This is a genomic window from Sphingobacterium sp. B29, assembly GCF_001952815.1.
Taxonomy (GTDB): Bacteria; Bacteroidota; Bacteroidia; order Sphingobacteriales; family Sphingobacteriaceae; genus Sphingobacterium; species Sphingobacterium siyangense.
Genome location: NZ_CP019158.1, coordinates 3,371,828 through 3,387,614, shown reverse-complemented (window position 1 = coordinate 3,387,614; position 15,787 = coordinate 3,371,828). Strand labels below are relative to the sequence as shown.

At 41.1% G+C, this 15,787-nt stretch carries 15 protein-coding genes; 3 read left to right on the top strand and 12 right to left on the bottom strand.

What is annotated here, in order from left to right; translation table 11 throughout:
• Positions 1–20 precede the first annotated feature (20 nt).
• A complete protein-coding gene (locus tag BV902_RS14155) occupies positions 21–1,373 on the bottom strand; it encodes a Gfo/Idh/MocA family protein (RefSeq protein ID WP_075992501.1) in 1,353 nt (450 codons plus the stop codon).
• A 194-nt stretch (positions 1,374–1,567) separates the two neighbouring features.
• On the opposite strand from BV902_RS14155, the gene BV902_RS14150 reads away from it, so the two are divergent.
• Positions 1,568–2,353, top strand: coding sequence for a CPBP family intramembrane glutamic endopeptidase (locus BV902_RS14150; protein ID WP_075992500.1), 786 nt, complete (start codon positions 1,568–1,570; stop codon positions 2,351–2,353).
• A 633-nt stretch (positions 2,354–2,986) separates the two neighbouring features.
• On the opposite strand, the gene BV902_RS14145 is transcribed toward BV902_RS14150, so the two are convergent.
• The 4 genes from BV902_RS14145 to BV902_RS27745 form a co-directional block, all read right to left on the bottom strand.
• Entirely contained in the window at positions 2,987–3,433 is a 447-nt protein-coding gene (locus BV902_RS14145; protein ID WP_075992499.1) for a VOC family protein, read from the bottom strand.
• Between the two features lie 78 nt (positions 3,434–3,511).
• Complete coding sequence (locus tag BV902_RS14140; protein ID WP_216640355.1) at positions 3,512–3,811, bottom strand: TonB-dependent receptor; 300 nt, start codon at positions 3,809–3,811, stop codon at positions 3,512–3,514.
• Positions 3,812–3,821: 10 nt separating this feature from the next.
• Positions 3,822–4,217 (bottom strand): hypothetical protein, encoded by a 396-nt coding sequence (locus BV902_RS27750; RefSeq protein ID WP_216640354.1) that lies wholly within the window; start codon positions 4,215–4,217, stop codon positions 3,822–3,824.
• A 91-nt stretch (positions 4,218–4,308) separates the two neighbouring features.
• Positions 4,309–4,533: a hypothetical protein gene (locus BV902_RS27745; protein ID WP_216640353.1), complete on the bottom strand. Its 225-nt coding sequence runs from the start codon at positions 4,531–4,533 to the stop codon at positions 4,309–4,311.
• Positions 4,534–5,625: 1,092 nt separating this feature from the next.
• Between BV902_RS27745 and BV902_RS14125 the strand changes: the two genes are divergently transcribed.
• Positions 5,626–5,904, top strand: a complete 279-nt coding sequence (locus BV902_RS14125; protein ID WP_257787027.1) for a winged helix-turn-helix transcriptional regulator — start codon at positions 5,626–5,628, stop codon at positions 5,902–5,904.
• Here the strand turns inward: BV902_RS14125 and BV902_RS14120 are convergent.
• The 4 genes from BV902_RS14120 to BV902_RS14105 form a co-directional block, all read right to left on the bottom strand.
• Positions 5,893–6,990 carry a DUF2891 domain-containing protein gene (locus tag BV902_RS14120; protein ID WP_075992495.1) on the bottom strand — a complete coding sequence of 366 codons (1,098 nt, stop codon included), beginning with the start codon at positions 6,988–6,990 and terminating at the stop codon, positions 5,893–5,895. The two genes, BV902_RS14125 and BV902_RS14120, sit on opposite strands and share 12 nt — an antisense overlap.
• A gap of 32 nt (positions 6,991–7,022) precedes the next feature.
• Positions 7,023–7,712 carry an SIR2 family NAD-dependent protein deacylase gene (locus tag BV902_RS14115; protein ID WP_075992494.1) on the bottom strand — a complete coding sequence of 230 codons (690 nt, stop codon included), beginning with the start codon at positions 7,710–7,712 and terminating at the stop codon, positions 7,023–7,025.
• A 77-nt stretch (positions 7,713–7,789) separates the two neighbouring features.
• Entirely contained in the window at positions 7,790–8,245 is a 456-nt protein-coding gene (locus BV902_RS14110) for a hypothetical protein (RefSeq protein ID WP_075992493.1), read from the bottom strand.
• Positions 8,246–8,405: 160 nt separating this feature from the next.
• Entirely contained in the window at positions 8,406–10,244 is a 1,839-nt protein-coding gene (locus BV902_RS14105) for an alpha-L-fucosidase (RefSeq protein ID WP_075992492.1), read from the bottom strand.
• Positions 10,245–10,522: 278 nt separating this feature from the next.
• Here BV902_RS14105 and rnhA point away from each other — a divergent pair, with 278 nt between their 5' ends.
• Complete coding sequence (gene rnhA / locus BV902_RS14100; protein ID WP_075992491.1) at positions 10,523–11,017, top strand: ribonuclease HI; 495 nt, start codon at positions 10,523–10,525, stop codon at positions 11,015–11,017.
• A gap of 36 nt (positions 11,018–11,053) precedes the next feature.
• Here the strand turns inward: rnhA and BV902_RS14095 are convergent, their stop codons facing one another.
• The 3 genes from BV902_RS14095 to BV902_RS14085 are packed head-to-tail and all read right to left on the bottom strand — an operon-like array spanning position 11,054 to position 15,779.
• Entirely contained in the window at positions 11,054–12,676 is a 1,623-nt protein-coding gene (locus tag BV902_RS14095; protein WP_075992490.1) for an arylsulfatase, read from the bottom strand.
• Positions 12,677–12,693: 17 nt separating this feature from the next.
• Entirely contained in the window at positions 12,694–14,286 is a 1,593-nt protein-coding gene (locus BV902_RS14090) for an arylsulfatase (RefSeq protein WP_075992489.1), read from the bottom strand.
• Between the two features lie 23 nt (positions 14,287–14,309).
• Entirely contained in the window at positions 14,310–15,779 is a 1,470-nt protein-coding gene (locus tag BV902_RS14085; RefSeq protein WP_075992488.1) for a RagB/SusD family nutrient uptake outer membrane protein, read from the bottom strand.
• Positions 15,780–15,787: the final 8 nt, after the last annotated feature.

Here is a 15,787-nt window from a genome sequence, read left to right as displayed (position 1 = left end):
AGCGCCCTTGACCTATGTTATTAAGGATGTTGCCATGGACTGCGATACGGTCTTTGCAGTAATTGAGTTGCTTCAGGATCATCGACACATATTTTTTGTATTGGATCATAAATCAAGGGGCGATTCAACTGCATCGACAAGTTCGCCAGAATGCAGCTCGCGGTGGATATATAGCCCTCTTCAATATCCGCTACAGGAAGATGATTATTTTCAATTGCCGATAAAAGGTCAAGCATATGTTGTCTGGTTGCAGGCGCTGTATGCAACTCGATTCGGTGCTCCGTCAAATCTTTGGGGAACTTCTCTTTTTCTAAGATAACATCCTGTCGAATGGGCTTGCCTTCTCCGATTGGAATAAATTCATATTTCATCACACTTCCCTTTAAGGTACCCTTGTCACCATATATCACAAATGCCCAGGGGTATTCAGGGTCTGCTGCTGCCCCCCATGTCCTATGCTGCCAGACACAATTAAGATCTTCGTATTCAAATAAGGCTGTCTGCGTATCCGCGATCGTCGATTTCCCTCCTTTTTGCACATAAATGCCACCTTTCGCATGCACGCTTTTGGGCCATTTAAGCTGCAGAAGCCAACGCACAGTATCAAACATATGCATTCCCATATCCCCGGTTATTCCATTCCCATAGGCCATAAAAGTTCGCCACCAGCCACCATGAGGCAAACCATCATAAGCCCGCAAAGGTGCTGGTCCGGTCCAAAGTTCATAATCCAGGAAATCTGGAACCGCCTCGATCGGTGGATTGCCATTCTTTCGCATATGATAATAGCAGCACATTTCCACATGCGAAATCTTACCAAGTAAGCCACTATCGATCACTCGCTTCTTGGCGTCAATGAGATGGGCTGTACTTCTCCGTTGTGTTCCCACTTGAACTTTCCGATTATATTTTCTTGCCGCACGCCATATAGCATCCCCCTCAAGCACATCAACACTGATCGGTTTCTGCAAATAGAGGTGAGCACCCGAACGCATCGCATCAATTGCCTGTCTGGCGTGCCAGTGATCTGGTGTTCCAATGAGAATGAGATCGAATTTATGACTGGCGAGCATTTCCCTATAATCTTTATACAGTTTTGGAACTTTTTTTGAAATCTGACGCTCACTAACCAGCCGCCCAGCTTCCTGCAGCTGATTGTCGTCGACGTCGCATATGGCGATGACATCGACATCCCGAACCTGAATTAAACGGAATAAATCACTTTTCCCATACCAACCTGCACCAATCAGTCCGACCCGAAAATTTTTAATCGCATCACGAAATGAAAGCCCCTTAACTTCTAAGGCTGATAAAGTTAAAACTGCCCCCGCTCCTTGAATAAATTTTCTCCGTTTTAGATTGACCATAGCCATAATTCATTGGTTTATTGCCTAATATAAGAAAAAACGAACGATAAATCAACCTGTTTTAAGCAGCAAAATACGTGACAAGCAAAAGAACCTACCTACAGGAACAAGACCTGCACTTTAAGATCAACAAGTAGCACATCATTTTTTTCATTTAAGCTAAAATAGCGTAAATTCATATCGAGCTAAACAATTAAGACATGAAAAGAGAAATGGTATTTTTGAAAGTAATATTATTTTACTTTGCTTCCCTCGTGGTGTTTGCTTTCGCTGCGGGCATAACCAAACAAACAATGTTCCCCGATTTATTTTCACTCAGCCTCGCGACATTCCTCAGCTTGGGTTTAGTTTACCTGTTCAAAGCTTGGGATAAAATTAGTTTTTCTCAAATCGGGTTAGGATTTAACAAAAGGAGTGTGCTCAATTTTAGCGCTGGCTTATGCTTAGGTATTGTTATGGTCGGCCTTATGGTTATAATACTGACAAATTTTGCCGAAGTATCTTTTAAGAAACAGGCATTTATCGACACTAAATTTTTGGCAATACATATTCTTCTTTACTTTTTCGTCGCCTGTCGGGAAGAGCTGGTTTTTAGAACCTATTTCTTATGGCGCCTGAAAGATAAACTCGGCACTGCTGTAGCCTTTTCGATTATGGTACTTGTTTTTATTTTAGAACATTTATTTACCGGTTTTACACTAAAGGCGGCAGTACTGGGTTCAGGACTTGGAGCTGTACTTTTTGGTCTTGCTGCGCTAAGAACCCGCAATATTGCACTATCTATAGGACTGCACTTCGGATGGAACCTAACCCATTGGGCTTTGGGGTTTAAAAATAGCACAGGGTTATGGGTAGAAAATGTTTCAAAGGGCAGTGAACATCAGTCTGAAAACATCGCGTTTATTGCCTATACGATCGTAATGCTTTTAGGTATTCTGATCGTCTATATGCTATCAAAAAAACATCGTTTCAAGGGATCAATATGAGCCAGATCCGTTAATCCCAAAATCGATGCGCAAGGTATCAGCACAAGCTTTTTCAAGCATACAATCCCTTTTTCATATCGACTATCCTGTAGACACGAAGCTACAACAATCAGACTCACTGCAAGTTCTAAAAATAAAGGCACGGCTTTTGTAAACTACTAAGTAAAAAAAAAGTATTATGAGAAGAACGCCTTACACCACATCTGTTATTATATTGCTCGTCCTATGTGTGATTGTACTAATGACCACATGTTCAAAAATTGCCTAAATTACATCCAGCTTGGTCAAAATTGTAAAACCAGTCATGAATGTAATGACGAGTTCATCATTGAAAATAGAGTCTAAAAAAATAGATTCTTAGGCCTTCCTCATGCTTTCATCAAGCAGATAAATTTCACTTTATTGATCAGGAAAGAACACAATCCGAACAGATTGTGCTAAACTTCGTTATTCCCACACGTATAATTACAAAAAAGCCCTAGAGCGGGGAACTCTAGGGTCTTAGCCATATATTAACCTATTTTATGAAAAGTATTTGTATCAATAACGTCTTAGTTTTCTATTTATTTTGTACGACATAGAAATTTTTTAAATTTTCTTTTTTCGCACAAAGATTCGATTCAATCATTTACCCTATAGCGGTTGGGCTAAACCAATCAATAATCCCTCTACTCCTCTTAGATAACAAAGGCGATAAGCATTTTCGTATTGTACCACCTCCCCTACGAGGACAGCGCCGTGAATGCCAATTAGCCTCCGCAGTACATCATCTAGATCTTCAACGGTAAACATTGCCCGCAAATAGCCCAAGGCATTGACCGGAGCATTTCTATGATCTGCAATTATCGCAGGATCAATAAATCTTGAAAGTTCCAATCGGCCATGTCCATCTGGTGTCACCATCATGGCGATCTCGACATGCTGCGCACCGAGACCAGTCACTCTACCTGCCCATTCACCTTCAATCTGCGCTCGCCCTTCCAGATATAAACCAAGTTCTGAAAAAAAGGAAATCGCGTTGTCCAATGACTCCACCACGATACCCATATTATCCATTCGAAGTAACTTACTCTTTTCCATAATACATTATTTATAAGGAGTTATAATCCCTATTAAAGATACAAAGGAAAATTTTAAAGCTACCATCGCGCCCAGTCTTTAGAATTTATAACTCAGGCCCGCTTTTACCATAAAAGGTGTTCCAGGTGTAAAATGCAATTCAGAAACAGACTGCTGTTCTTTTCTTAATCGAGTTTCGGTCTCAAACTGCGCTTCATTCCACTTGGTGTCAAATAAGTTTTGGACCTGCATCAAAAAATTCCATTTTCCCAGGCCATAGTTTAGCAGGAGGTCATTGACAAAATAACCTTTAGCACGTACCGAATTATCTTCTATCGCTGGTTTTGTATTCATATAACGATAGCGCAAATTGGCCGAAATGCCAAGCGGTAACTTCACATTTAAAAAATTACCATCCCAGAAATAACATGCCCCCACCGCAAATTGACAGGACAGCGCCACTAATGGCGTGTACATATCGATCAAGTTTTTCGGTATTGAGCAAGTTATAACCATAAATTCCCAACAAGACCATTCCGACCATGGTTACCACTGTCGTGATGGTAAAAGTGCTAATCAGGGTAATCACCTCCGTCATTGAGCGGTGTGCACCTGAAAAGAATAAAAGTGGAATCAATGGTTCCGATGGTCCCATGACGAAAATTGCAAATAATACCAAAGGCGTTACCTTCGTTTTTTGATGATGGTGATGATGCCCTGATGCGCTTTTCCCATGGGTATGTTCATGCACATAAACTTCATCGCCCATCACATCAAAATGCTTATGGGAATGCTTCTTAGACATTTTCCAAATCCCGTAAATCAAATATCCAAGTCCAAAAATAAATAGTGCCCAACTCGAAACATTGCCACGCACGTCCTGTAACCAGCTGATTTTATTGAGCTGCCATCCAAGATAAACGCCAATAACCCCCAGGATGACCGAACTGAAAACATGCCCAAGTCCACATATAATTGTCCATAATATAGTTTTCCCAAAACGACCATTTTTTCGATTTGGACAATACAATAAAGGGCAGATAATGGTCAGGGCCCGATGCAGTATGAAAAAAACTGATCGTAATAGCTGTAATAGCTAATGCATAAAGTGTTGTGTTCATATAAATGATTTAATAGCAAAGCAGATGATTAAGCCGCTTTCTTCAAGCAACGATTTGTTACATAGGTTATATAGCCGTGTTTCGACTCAACCAATGATATTCACGAAAAGAAAAAGGGGATTAACCGAAAATTTTAAAGGAATGGTATAGGATACACTTGTCTGGTAGTCTGTTAGACAAATATTTATTTTGGAGTTCATAAAAACTATGCCACGACTTCTTATCCGTAAATAGCAAGAAAATAGGCAGAATCAGTCCCAAAGCACAGAGCCGAACGGCATATGCTAAATGTTGATCATAACTCAATTTGAATGAGCATTCGTCGATCGACCCGACAAAAAAATCGAAATGGGATTGTGATGAAGCTATTGACGGTTTTGACGCGTTTTTATAGGCAGCATGTGAAAAGACATCCTTGTTTATTTTACCTGTAATAAACATACAGAAAAAAACAATGGGCAATAACATTAAAAGATGTCTTATATACCTGTACATAGCATGTCACATCCTTATGGGATTGATAGATCAAATTTATTATAAGTTTGATCTTATGGAGTAGCACAAATCTTGAATTTTATAGCCTTTTTATAACCTAGCAAAAAAAACAGGCAGCTAAATAAACAAGACAAAAACTTCATTTGAACAAAAAAAAGGCAATATAAGATAAAAAACAAGATTTATATGTATAAATCAACAGACTTAAATTAGCACAAATCACGTTTTTTATATTCCAACCTATTCTTCATTTATTTTGTAGCTATCGGCCATAAACAAGAATAGTCCAGACTATTTATAGCGAAAGCATGTATAGCAGTACATGAATCCAATAACATCACAGGAAAGACTAGCCTTCCCGCTTACCCTTTAAATCCATTAGGCTATCCCCTGTATCTTAAGCTCCAGTTTCATCGGAATAAACACACGATCATCAGAAAATTAAGCCGCAGAAATGACCTAAATTTTCTGATGATCATACTTAAGCGGATGCAAGATTTAAAGTATAATTTTAAAGGTTTGTCTGTGGCCAACAGTAAAATACTCAGTATGCACATAAGCAATGAGTTGTAGAAATGATGGTACTCCTGATGTGCCATAGGCGGCAGATGGAAAATCAACATGCTTTCCTATCTGCTAAATGAAGGTAAACTCCGCTATAGTGAGTTGCGGAAAAAGCTCGTAGGCATATCAGAGCGTATGCTGATTGCTAAATTAAAGGAACTTGAGCAGGACAACCTGATCACTAGAATAGTATATCAGCAAGTCCCACCAAAGGTAGAATATGAATTAACTGTGCTTGGCCGTTCGCTCGAGGAAATATTAACACTAATGGATAAATGGGGAGAAGATAATCTCCCCGAATCAATGCTTTGATAGTGCATAGAGTGCAAATGTGCCTAACCAATGTGACCCCATATAGTCATCCTTGGTGGTAATATTGGGCAAAGAGTATTTTAAATGTTTATTCGCCAACTTATGCAAGTAACTTAACTCAGGCAGCGCTTTTGCGATACCATTTAAACAGTTTGCACGACTAAAATTAAGTCCATCCAGATGGACCAAATGTCCGTCTGTTCGATCTTTTACGATACCTGGTTCTAAATTGAAATCGGGATTAAACAGATCTGGCATAAAATCCTTTAACCATTTACGGTAATCCTCCTGTTGCAGCACCAAACTCATACAAAGGGCTTCTTCAAGACAAGGGGAAAGAAAGTCGCTTCCACTTGGCTCAAAAGCAATATTGCAGCTCTTATCCTGACTATATAAACGGGAGGCATTCGTCATTAATGATTTTTCAAACGTCACATTTCCCGTACTTCTTGCATAGTCCAGGGACAGAGAAAGGCCAAATGCCGAATTATCATGATACCCTGTTCTAATCGGATAAACTAATTTGGGCAGATATTCTTGATAAGATTTTACAACGTGTTTCACCAACGGTTCAAGATTCGACGCCCAGCGTTTTGCATCTGTGTCTTCCCAAGTTAATAACTCTTTCTGCAGCTGCAACAACCAGGCCCAGCCATACGTGCGCTCAAAGTTCTTATTGTTCTTATCTTGAAAGAAATCTAATTCAACGGCCACATTTTCCGCCGTAATATTTCGGTTCAATTGGCGCCGAATTTCACCCGAACTGTCCAAATTTGGAAATTCCTTCAAAATATGTACAATTGACCAATATCCATGTACAGAAGAATGCCAGTCAAAACAACCGTAAAAAATTGGATGCAATGTGCGCGGTGCTTTTAGATCACTATCACTACCGAGTACCTGCCCTAACTTATTGGGATATTCCACGTCGATGCAATGCAATGGCAAACTGAGCAAATGCCTGGCTTGGACACTATCCAAGGTCAAAGGCTGATCATTTGAACTCGTATTTACGTTGATTTCCGAATTATTTTGACATGCAGCAAAAGCAACGGATAGGCAAATAATCCCTAATATTTTTTTCATAAAAATCTATTTTATATGCTACTATACAATACTTAATAAAGTAATTGTTCTACCAACTTAGGAACAGCTATTGTCGCTGACTCCTCAAAACACTGTATATTACGTAAAGCCCTGTCACTAGGTATTTTTTTGTCAATTAAAAATGTTTGACAGTGACTAGGCGCAAATTCTTTAAGTCCTGCAGCAGGATAAACCTGTAAGGAGGTTCCAACAATAATCAAAATATGGGCATTCGAAACCAGGCTTATGGCCTCTTCAATGGCTGGCACAGCTTCTCCAAACCAGACTATATTTGGCCTCAGCTGACTACCTTTCTCGCAAAGATCGCCCATCTTGATCTCATTACCGACAATGGGATACACCAAGCGATCATCGATAGACGACTTGGCCTGATCCAAGCGGCCATGCAAATGAACAATATGAGATGATCCCGCCTGTTCATGTAGCAGATCTACATTCTGCGTTACAATACTCACCTGGTACGCTGATTCCAATCTTGCCAGCGCATAATGAGCTGCATTTGCCTGTGCCACCAAAGCGGCTTTCCGTCTCAGATTATAAAACTCCTGGACTAAGGCTGGGTTTTTGTGCCAACCTTCAATTGAAGCAACTTCCATGACGTCATGTCCCTCCCACAATCCATTGGCATCCCTAAATGTAGGTATACCGCTTTCAGCAGAAATACCGGCCCCCGTCAATACAACAATATTTTTCTTTTTCATCTTAAGTCTGTTTGTTACTCCATACTATAGTTAAGATTGACTTTCTATATGACTTTCATCCTGTCTGTAGATATGGATCATTCATTTATCAACAAGGATGCATAGTTATCCGGCAGCTCAAGTCGGATAGAATCTTTACTCAAGGCAGCCTTTCGGTTCATATCATCAAAAGAACGTTGGTAATACACAAAAGCGCTATTTGGAATATGCAGTTCACTGGCTTTCTGCACATTAAACTCATAACGATTATTTTTCAGTCTGACATGCTGATAAATTCGGTAAGTAACAACTTGAATCTGCACTTTATCAAATTTTGGAATGACCTTTAAATCTGCTGGTTCATGAAAGTATTTATCATTGAAATACATAAATTCATTCGACTCTGCTAATGTAGTAATATCTAACTTACCATCGACAACTTCATTCACTAACGAATCTGCCCGCAACCGCTCAGATTTACTTCCGTCACCGGAAGAACAACAAATACATAGAAAAACAATAATTGGGATCAAAACAGTTTTGATTAGATTCATAGGTCTAAGTTATAATAAAAAATACTTCCTTGCCACAATTCAGGAGAAAATGCATCGCATACCCCCGAAATTGATCAGAATGGTTTATATCCTACGTAAAAAAGCCCGGGATATGTTGTTATCCTAGGCTTCTTTTCAATGCTAAGCACTATCCAACCTCTTAAAGGTTATTTTCGATAGCACCCACTTTCTCGCGATATAGTTGTATTGGCGCATCCAACAACACAGCGATAACGGTCATATTTTTATCCGAGCGCTCCGCTGGTGCCTGAATGTAGATAATACCAGGTATGCTACTCCAATAAAGCTTATTGAAAACCTCATGGTTTATCATGGAACCGTCACCGACTACCCGGATCCTAGCGACTCCATTTTTGACACCTTTTAATGCAATTGGGCCTGTAGGTTTTCCTTCAACAAACAAATACAAGGTCTGGCGATCTTTGGAAAGTGCACTTAATCCTTCATAATGTCCTTCAGGCAAGCCTTTTCCAGTCTCATAAAGTGCTTCGGCATGGTCCTTAATCCACTTTAATACCGTCGGGTTAGTCGCGTTACTACTCGGCAATTTCGTATCTAAGCCATCCACGGTTAATCCGGAATTATCAAAAATATTTTTTCCTGCATGCAGTGTTGAAGCGATCTGACCTAAAGCACGATCTGTCAACTTATTATCCAACACAGATTTCAACGTAACTTCAGTCTCCCGAGGTGCAGTCCAACGAAGCGCTTCCGCAAAGTTCAGTGCAATCACGGTGACATCCTGATCAAAGTTTACTTTCGTCAAGTCTACTCGAACGGTTTCATTTTCAGATTTAACACTTACTTTCGCGGATGCATCACCAACAACTGAAATGCCTTTAATGGCCGAATGATTGACTAAACCTTTGAGTTGCAATTCGGGTTTCTGTTCATACACATACAGATAAAGTGTTTTTCCGTCTTTTGATAAAGCAGATTTCCCACCGTAATTTGCAAAAGGAATACCGGCTCTTGTACCATAGATCGCAGCCGCATGCTTATGCGTCCATCGCCCCAGCTGTTTCAAAATATTTAATTGCTCCTCAGGGATCGTACCGTCTGCTTTTGGACCAATATCCAATAATAAGTTTCCACCCATGGAAATACAATCGACCAACGTTCGGATGATCATATTGGGTGATTTGTACTTTTTATCAAAGGGTTGGTAGCCCCAAGAATCATTCATGGTGTAACAGAGCTCCCAAAATTTAGCATCGGGGCGCGTGACCGGAATCCCCTGCTCAGGTGTATCATAATCTCCATGATGATTCAATCGCGAGTTTATAATAATATTCGGATTATATTTCCGCAAAAGATTTAAGGTCTCTTTCGCTTTCCACTCTTCGGCACTATGCTCCCAATCCCCATCAAACCAAAGTAATTCGGGCTTATACTGTTCGGATAGCTCGGTCAATTGCTTTTGGTAATATTTCACATAATTATCCCAACGTGTAGGCTCACCTTTCAATTCATAACGCTTTCTATTGCGCGTAAAAACATCATAATATGGGTGGCTCCAATCGGGCAACGAATAATAAAGTCCAGTGTGCAAGCCCTCTTCTTGTATTGCTTTCACAAACGGTGTGATTACATCCTGTTTTGCAGCCGCATCTTGTAATGTAGTGATCGCTTTATCAGCCTTCGTATTCCACATTGAGATTCCGTCATGGTGTTTTGTCGTAATCACGCTGTATTTCGCACCAGCTTCTTTAATCAATTTAGCCCATTCCTTCGGTTTGTAATCCTTTGCGGTAAACCCATTAAGTTGTTTGATATAATTGTCGTGGTTAATATAATTATTGAAGAATGACCAAGATTCCGAGATTCCATCTACAGAATAAATACCCCAGTGAATAAAAATACCCAATTTGGCATCTTCAAACCAATCCATTTTTTGCGTTGATACATTGTTCTGAGCTGAAACGTTTAAGCACGCAGACGCCAAAAGAACAAAAAGAGAAATCTTTCGAAACTTCATAAAGCTATTTTATCGATTACATAACGAGTTTAAGCCGGCAAAATACATATAAATCAGCAAAATTCAATTGTGTAAGGGATATATTACGTATGCATCACATGAATAGCGCTAATTTCTTCCGAACAGGGCAAGTCTAATGCCTTAATCCGTGACAACTAAAGTAAATAACGATGTATAAATAATAAATACGAGGATAATCAAGGTTTTGGCTTATCCCTTATTTAATTGATGTTTATTGGTATTGGATATAAACGCAAATTTATCTAAGTTTGGAGGGTATGATCGAATTATATACAGATGGGGCTTCAAGTGGAAATCCGGGCCCTGGAGGTTACGGAACCATCTTAAGAACTATTTATACAGGCGATAATGAAGCCTTTAAAGGCAAACTTATCGAAAAAGAGTTTTCGGGCGGTTACCGCAAAACAACGAACAACAGGATGGAATTGATGGCTGTGATCGTTGGTCTCGAGGCGCTGAAAAACCTGCAGCAACAAGTTACCGTATATTCTGATTCCAAATATGTCATTGATGCCATTGATAAGAAATGGGTATATGGCTGGATACAAAAAGGTTTTGCCGGAAAGAAGAATAAAGATCTTTGGTTACGTCTAATGAGTGCCTATAAACTGCATAATGTGCGTCTTGTGTGGGTAAAGGGCCACGCTGGGCATCCGTTAAATGAGCGCTGTGATCGCTTAGCTGTAGCGGCCTCCAAAGATAAGGCAAATTGGAAAATCGACAGTGTTTTTGAGATTGAAGAAGGCAAATAGAAAAGGGAGCATTTTAATACATGCTCCCTTTTCTATTTAAAAGCGAAATGCCGGTGGAGCAATCTCTTGTACTTTACTTTCTCTAAAATCCTTCATGCTTTGGGGTTCTCTAGCCTCTAATTCAGCGAAATCCACAACACCATTATCCTTAGCCCAACGAAAATAGGCTGTAGATAAGCGAGAAACAACATCATGATGCAGTCCAGCAATATCTTTGCGTTCAGTAGGATCCTGTTCCAAATCATAGAGTTCCCATTTATAGGAAGGCCAGGTTGATACGAGCTTCCATTTCCCGATACGTGCAGCACGGTTGCCAGCCCGTTCCCAAAACAAGCCCTCTGCCCGCGACACAGTATCTTGACCTTGAAATAACACAGGGAGCAAGCTTTTCCCGGGCAATTTGTTCGACTTAATTCCTTTATAATCTTTCGGATATACAGCGCCAGCCAAGTCGTAGAAGGTAGGCGCCAGATCAATCACATGCCCGGTCCCCTGTCTGATGCCTTTCGCGACCTTACCCGGAAACCATGCTATAAATGGCGCGTTGATCCCTCCCTCATAGGTATAATCTTTAAATGCCTTGAAAGGTGTATTGGAAGCGTACGACCAATTTTTGCTCTGTGACTCAAACGAGCCCTCTGTTCCCACAGGCCCCGTATTCAACCGAGCGCCATGAAACCATCGCACCAAATCTTCCGCTGGAGCTCCATTGTCTGAGAGAAACACGATAAGCGTATTGTCCAATTGCCCGTTGTCTTTCAGCTTCTTCAGTAATTTACCTACAGTCTGATCCAGGCGGTCAACCATTGCTGCGAAGATTTCCATTTTCTTTGCCCACAGCTGTCGTTGATCGTATGATAATCTTGACCAATCGTAAATATCTTCATCAGGAATCGATGCTTCTGTCTTTATCGGCGTAAGTCCCAATTGTTTCTGCCGTTCAAAACGTTCTTGTCGAATAGCTTCCCATCCTTTATCATAACGGCCTTTGTACTTCGCAATATCTTGTGGCAAGGCCACCAATGGCCAATGTGGTGCGGTATGGGCCAGGTAGAGAAAAAAAGGCTTCTCTTGGGTTTTAATCTGATCTAAAAATCCTTCCGCTTCACGATTGATTACCTCTGTTGAAAACGACGATTCCAAAGGGTATCCTTCTGGGTCCGTTTGCGCTTTAAATGTCGGAGCTCCTGAATCTGCATTTTTTTCCTGTTTGGGGAATACCAGATCAAAGCCACGATCCCATGGTAGACTTTTTCCATTTCCCGAAACATGCCATTTGCCGGATGTTGCAGTAATATACCCATTAGACCGGAGCACTTCAGCAATAGTGAGGGATTCAGTATTGATATAGCCTTGATAGGCAGGAAGACCAAGATCGTTCGAAAAGTAACCGACACCAGCTTTATGCTGATATTGTCCTGTGATTAGAGAAGCCCGTGTAGGTGCGCAAATAGAATTGTTATAGAATTGCTTCAGCCGTAACCCTTCATTGGCCAAACGATCCAAATTAGGTGTCGAAATTTCTGATCCATATGCTCCCAAATCTGAATAGCCCAGGTCATCCGCCAAAATTAAGATGATATTGGGCTTCTTCTGCTGTGCATTGCCTATCCCCATCAAGACAAGCAAAGTAAATAATGTAAAAATTATCTTCTTCATATTACCTTCTTTTATTACTATCGAAACTGATTGTTTGTCTTTAGCCGATTGAAATCCACTACAGCATTCTCTTTAGCCCACTTCTCATAGCGTTTTTCAAGATCATTCACAATCTCTGGGTAGCGATCAGCCAAATTGTTGTTTTCCCCCCGATCTTCATCAATATTGTATAGTTCTGGTTTGTTTTCTTTCCTAAACAGGGAGACTAGTTTCCATTTTCCATATCGAACAGCACGATTTCCGGCCCGCTCCCAGAACAGCGGAACATTGCGATCGACCTGATTAAGGTCTGAACGAAGAACAGCTCTTAAGCTTAAGCCAGGGAGCGCATTTATTGTAGTATCTCCAATATGGGTTGGATAGTGAGCACCAGCAAAGTCATATAGTGTGGGAGCAATATCGATAAGATGCCCTACTCCCTTCTTAATAGCATTCGCCTTTACTTCCTTAGGATACCATACAATAAATGGGGCACCGATGCCTCCTTCATAAGGATTATCTTTATAGCTACGCAGTGGAGAATTACCGGTTTGGGACCAATTGCTATTTTGCACCTCATAAGATCCGGGCAAACCAACGGTTTCGGTATTCCTTGCGGTATAAATCCGGGCCCGATCGCCACCCTGAGCACCATTATCCGATAAGAAGATGATTAGTGTATTTTTGTCTTTTTTCAACTCTCTCAGTGTTTTCCTAATGCGTCCGACACTCTGGTCCATTCGATCAATCATACCAGCGAAAACCTGCTGCCGGCGCTGCCAATACTGCTTCTCATCGTAAGTCAATTTCTCCCAGGACTGTACAGCGGAATCCTTTTTCGCAATAGTCTGTTCTGAAGGGAAAACGCCAGTTCGTTGCGCATTTTCATAACGTTTGATGCGTAGACTATCCCATCCCTGACGATATACGCCATTGTATTTTTGTGTTTCTTCTTCTGGCGCCTGCAAAGGCCAGTGCGGAGCATTAAAAGCTAAATACAAGAAAAAGGGCTTTTTCTCGCTTTGCTGTTCTTTGAGAAAACCAATGGCCTGATCGGTAATCTCATCAGTCAAATAACGCCCCTTTGGGAGGTAGAACGGTTTGTTGTTCCGATATAAAGGAACCGTCGGACGTTCTGGACCGTTGATTTCATAAAAATTGGACGCGCCACCTACAAAATTAAAAGAACGTTCAAATCCACGTTGTGCTGGCCATTGATCGAAATCATCACCCACATGCCATTTGCCCGAAATAATGGTTGAATAACCAGCCTCTTTAAGAACTTCAGCTAAGGTCCTTGATTCACGATTTAAGAAGCCTTGATAAGCAGGAAGGCCTAAGTTAACATTAAAATACCCTACACCGGCACGATGCGCATACTGTCCTGTCAATAAGGATGCACGTGTAGGAGCGCAAATGGAATTATTATAAAATTCCTGAAACCTCGTTCCTTCTTTGGCTAAGGTGGCTAAATTCGGTGTATGAAAGTCTGTCCCTCCATAGGGTTCTATATCCGAAAACCCCAAATCATCCACCAAAATCAATACAATATTTGGACGGCTATCTTGTCCCCAGCTTGCCCCCGACAAACTGCACAGACACAGTATAAGATATAAAAGTTTCGTTTTCATTTACTTAAAATTTTATTCGTCAATTATTTATTTATCCAATCGGGATGCTGTGAAAGATTTGGATTGAGACTCAGTTCGCGTTGTGGCGTCGGAAAATGAATATGGCGGGCAGCAGCATTAGTCTTTCCAGCAGCTTTCAGCTTAGCAACATAATATACAGCCCCCCTTCGCGCCAGATCAAACCAGCGCTGATATTCGTAGACCAGCTCCTTTCTTCGTTCTTCAAAAACAGACTCTCTAAAAACGTCCTTCGTTTCCGAAGCTAAAACCTCTTCCACACCGGCTCGGCGACGCACCGCATTTAGTGCATTACGAGCGTCTAACGTTGGGCCATTCAACTCATTTTCGGCTTCCGCAAAAATTAACAGTACTTCCGCATAACGGATGATTGGTGTGTTTTTAGAAGACTGCCCTTGGTTCCCCACAACGGTTTCATCATAATATTTATTGAATTGCGGTTTAGCCAATGGATAATATTTGCCATCTGTAGGCGACAGCATCCCCGTGGTAAAGGTTACCGTCAGACGTTTATCATTTGCGGCAAAGCTCTTGTACAATCCGCCTTCTACGTGCAGTGCGTCGGCATAATCGCCATTGATCCCCGGAATATCCGCAGGTGCAGACCTACTCGCCAAAGAATTTCCTTGATAACCACTGTTTCCCTTAAATTGAGCCGAAAAGATATGTTCGCTACCATTTTTCTTATCAATATCAAAGACATCAGCAAATTCCGGGAAAAGCGCGTATCCCTCCTTATCAATAACTTCCCTGGCTAATAATTTTGCGTTGCTCCAATCGCTTCGCGTCAGATAGACTTTTGCCAATAAGCTTTTGGCGGCTCCCGAGCTTGCGCGGCCTTTATCTGCGTCACTGTAATTTTTGTAATTCGGGAGCGCCGATGCAGCCTTTAGGTCAGCGATAATCAACTCATATACGTCATTTTCTGGAGCTTTAGCTACATAAAGTTCCTGCGGAGACAAGGTCTCAACAGGACTTGTTACCAACGGTACGGCCCCAAACCAGCGTACCAAATTAAAATAATGCAAAGCTCTCAGAAATTTTGCTTCATTAATCAAGCGCAGCTGCATAGTAGGTTCAATTTGCCCCGAAGACATTGCACCAATCTTCGCAATATTAACATTCGAAGCATTGATCGCATCGTAACTCTGCTTCCAAAGCTGCTCCATCCGATCATTGGAGGCATCATGTGTCAGATTGCTAATCGCCCGGACATGTGCATTTCTGGCTCTTGGTCCTGCTTCATAATCATCTGTAGCCATCTCAACACCGATCTGGAATAGGCTGTTATACAATGATTGACCAGTTTCATATAATTTTCTATAGGTCCCAGTCACAGCCGCGATTGCTTGATCTTGATTAAGGTAAAACTGTTCTGACACCAAAGCACCTGCGGGATCTTCCGACAATTTCGAGCACGAAATTGTTGTTAGAAAGATCAAAAAGACAGTGGATAAAAGATGTATTTTTTTCATTTGAATAA

Excerpts from the sequence above, each read along its gene's own strand:
- BV902_RS14115 (WP_075992494.1), bottom strand. The coding sequence starts at position 7,712 with ATGAAAAAGAAAAATATTGTTGTATTGACGGGGGCCGGTATTTCTGCT.
- BV902_RS27750 (WP_216640354.1), bottom strand. The coding sequence starts at position 4,217 with ATGTCTAAGAAGCATTCCCATAAGCATTTTGATGTGATGGGCGATGAA.
- BV902_RS14155 (WP_075992501.1), bottom strand. The coding sequence starts at position 1,373 with ATGGCTATGGTCAATCTAAAACGGAGAAAATTTATTCAAGGAGCGGGG.
- BV902_RS14110 (WP_075992493.1), bottom strand. The coding sequence starts at position 8,245 with ATGAATCTAATCAAAACTGTTTTGATCCCAATTATTGTTTTTCTATGT.
- BV902_RS14090 (WP_075992489.1), bottom strand. The coding sequence starts at position 14,286 with ATGAAAACGAAACTTTTATATCTTATACTGTGTCTGTGCAGTTTGTCG.
- BV902_RS14120 (WP_075992495.1), bottom strand. The coding sequence starts at position 6,990 with ATGAAAAAAATATTAGGGATTATTTGCCTATCCGTTGCTTTTGCTGCA.
- BV902_RS27745 (WP_216640353.1), bottom strand. The coding sequence starts at position 4,533 with ATGAACACAACACTTTATGCATTAGCTATTACAGCTATTACGATCAGT.
- BV902_RS14095 (WP_075992490.1), bottom strand. The coding sequence starts at position 12,676 with ATGAAGAAGATAATTTTTACATTATTTACTTTGCTTGTCTTGATGGGG.
- rnhA (WP_075992491.1), top strand. The coding sequence starts at position 10,523 with ATGATCGAATTATATACAGATGGGGCTTCAAGTGGAAATCCGGGCCCT.
- BV902_RS14085 (WP_075992488.1), bottom strand. The coding sequence starts at position 15,779 with ATGAAAAAAATACATCTTTTATCCACTGTCTTTTTGATCTTTCTAACA.
- BV902_RS14150 (WP_075992500.1), top strand. The coding sequence starts at position 1,568 with ATGAAAAGAGAAATGGTATTTTTGAAAGTAATATTATTTTACTTTGCT.
- BV902_RS14145 (WP_075992499.1), bottom strand. The coding sequence starts at position 3,433 with ATGGAAAAGAGTAAGTTACTTCGAATGGATAATATGGGTATCGTGGTG.
- BV902_RS14105 (WP_075992492.1), bottom strand. The coding sequence starts at position 10,244 with ATGAAGTTTCGAAAGATTTCTCTTTTTGTTCTTTTGGCGTCTGCGTGC.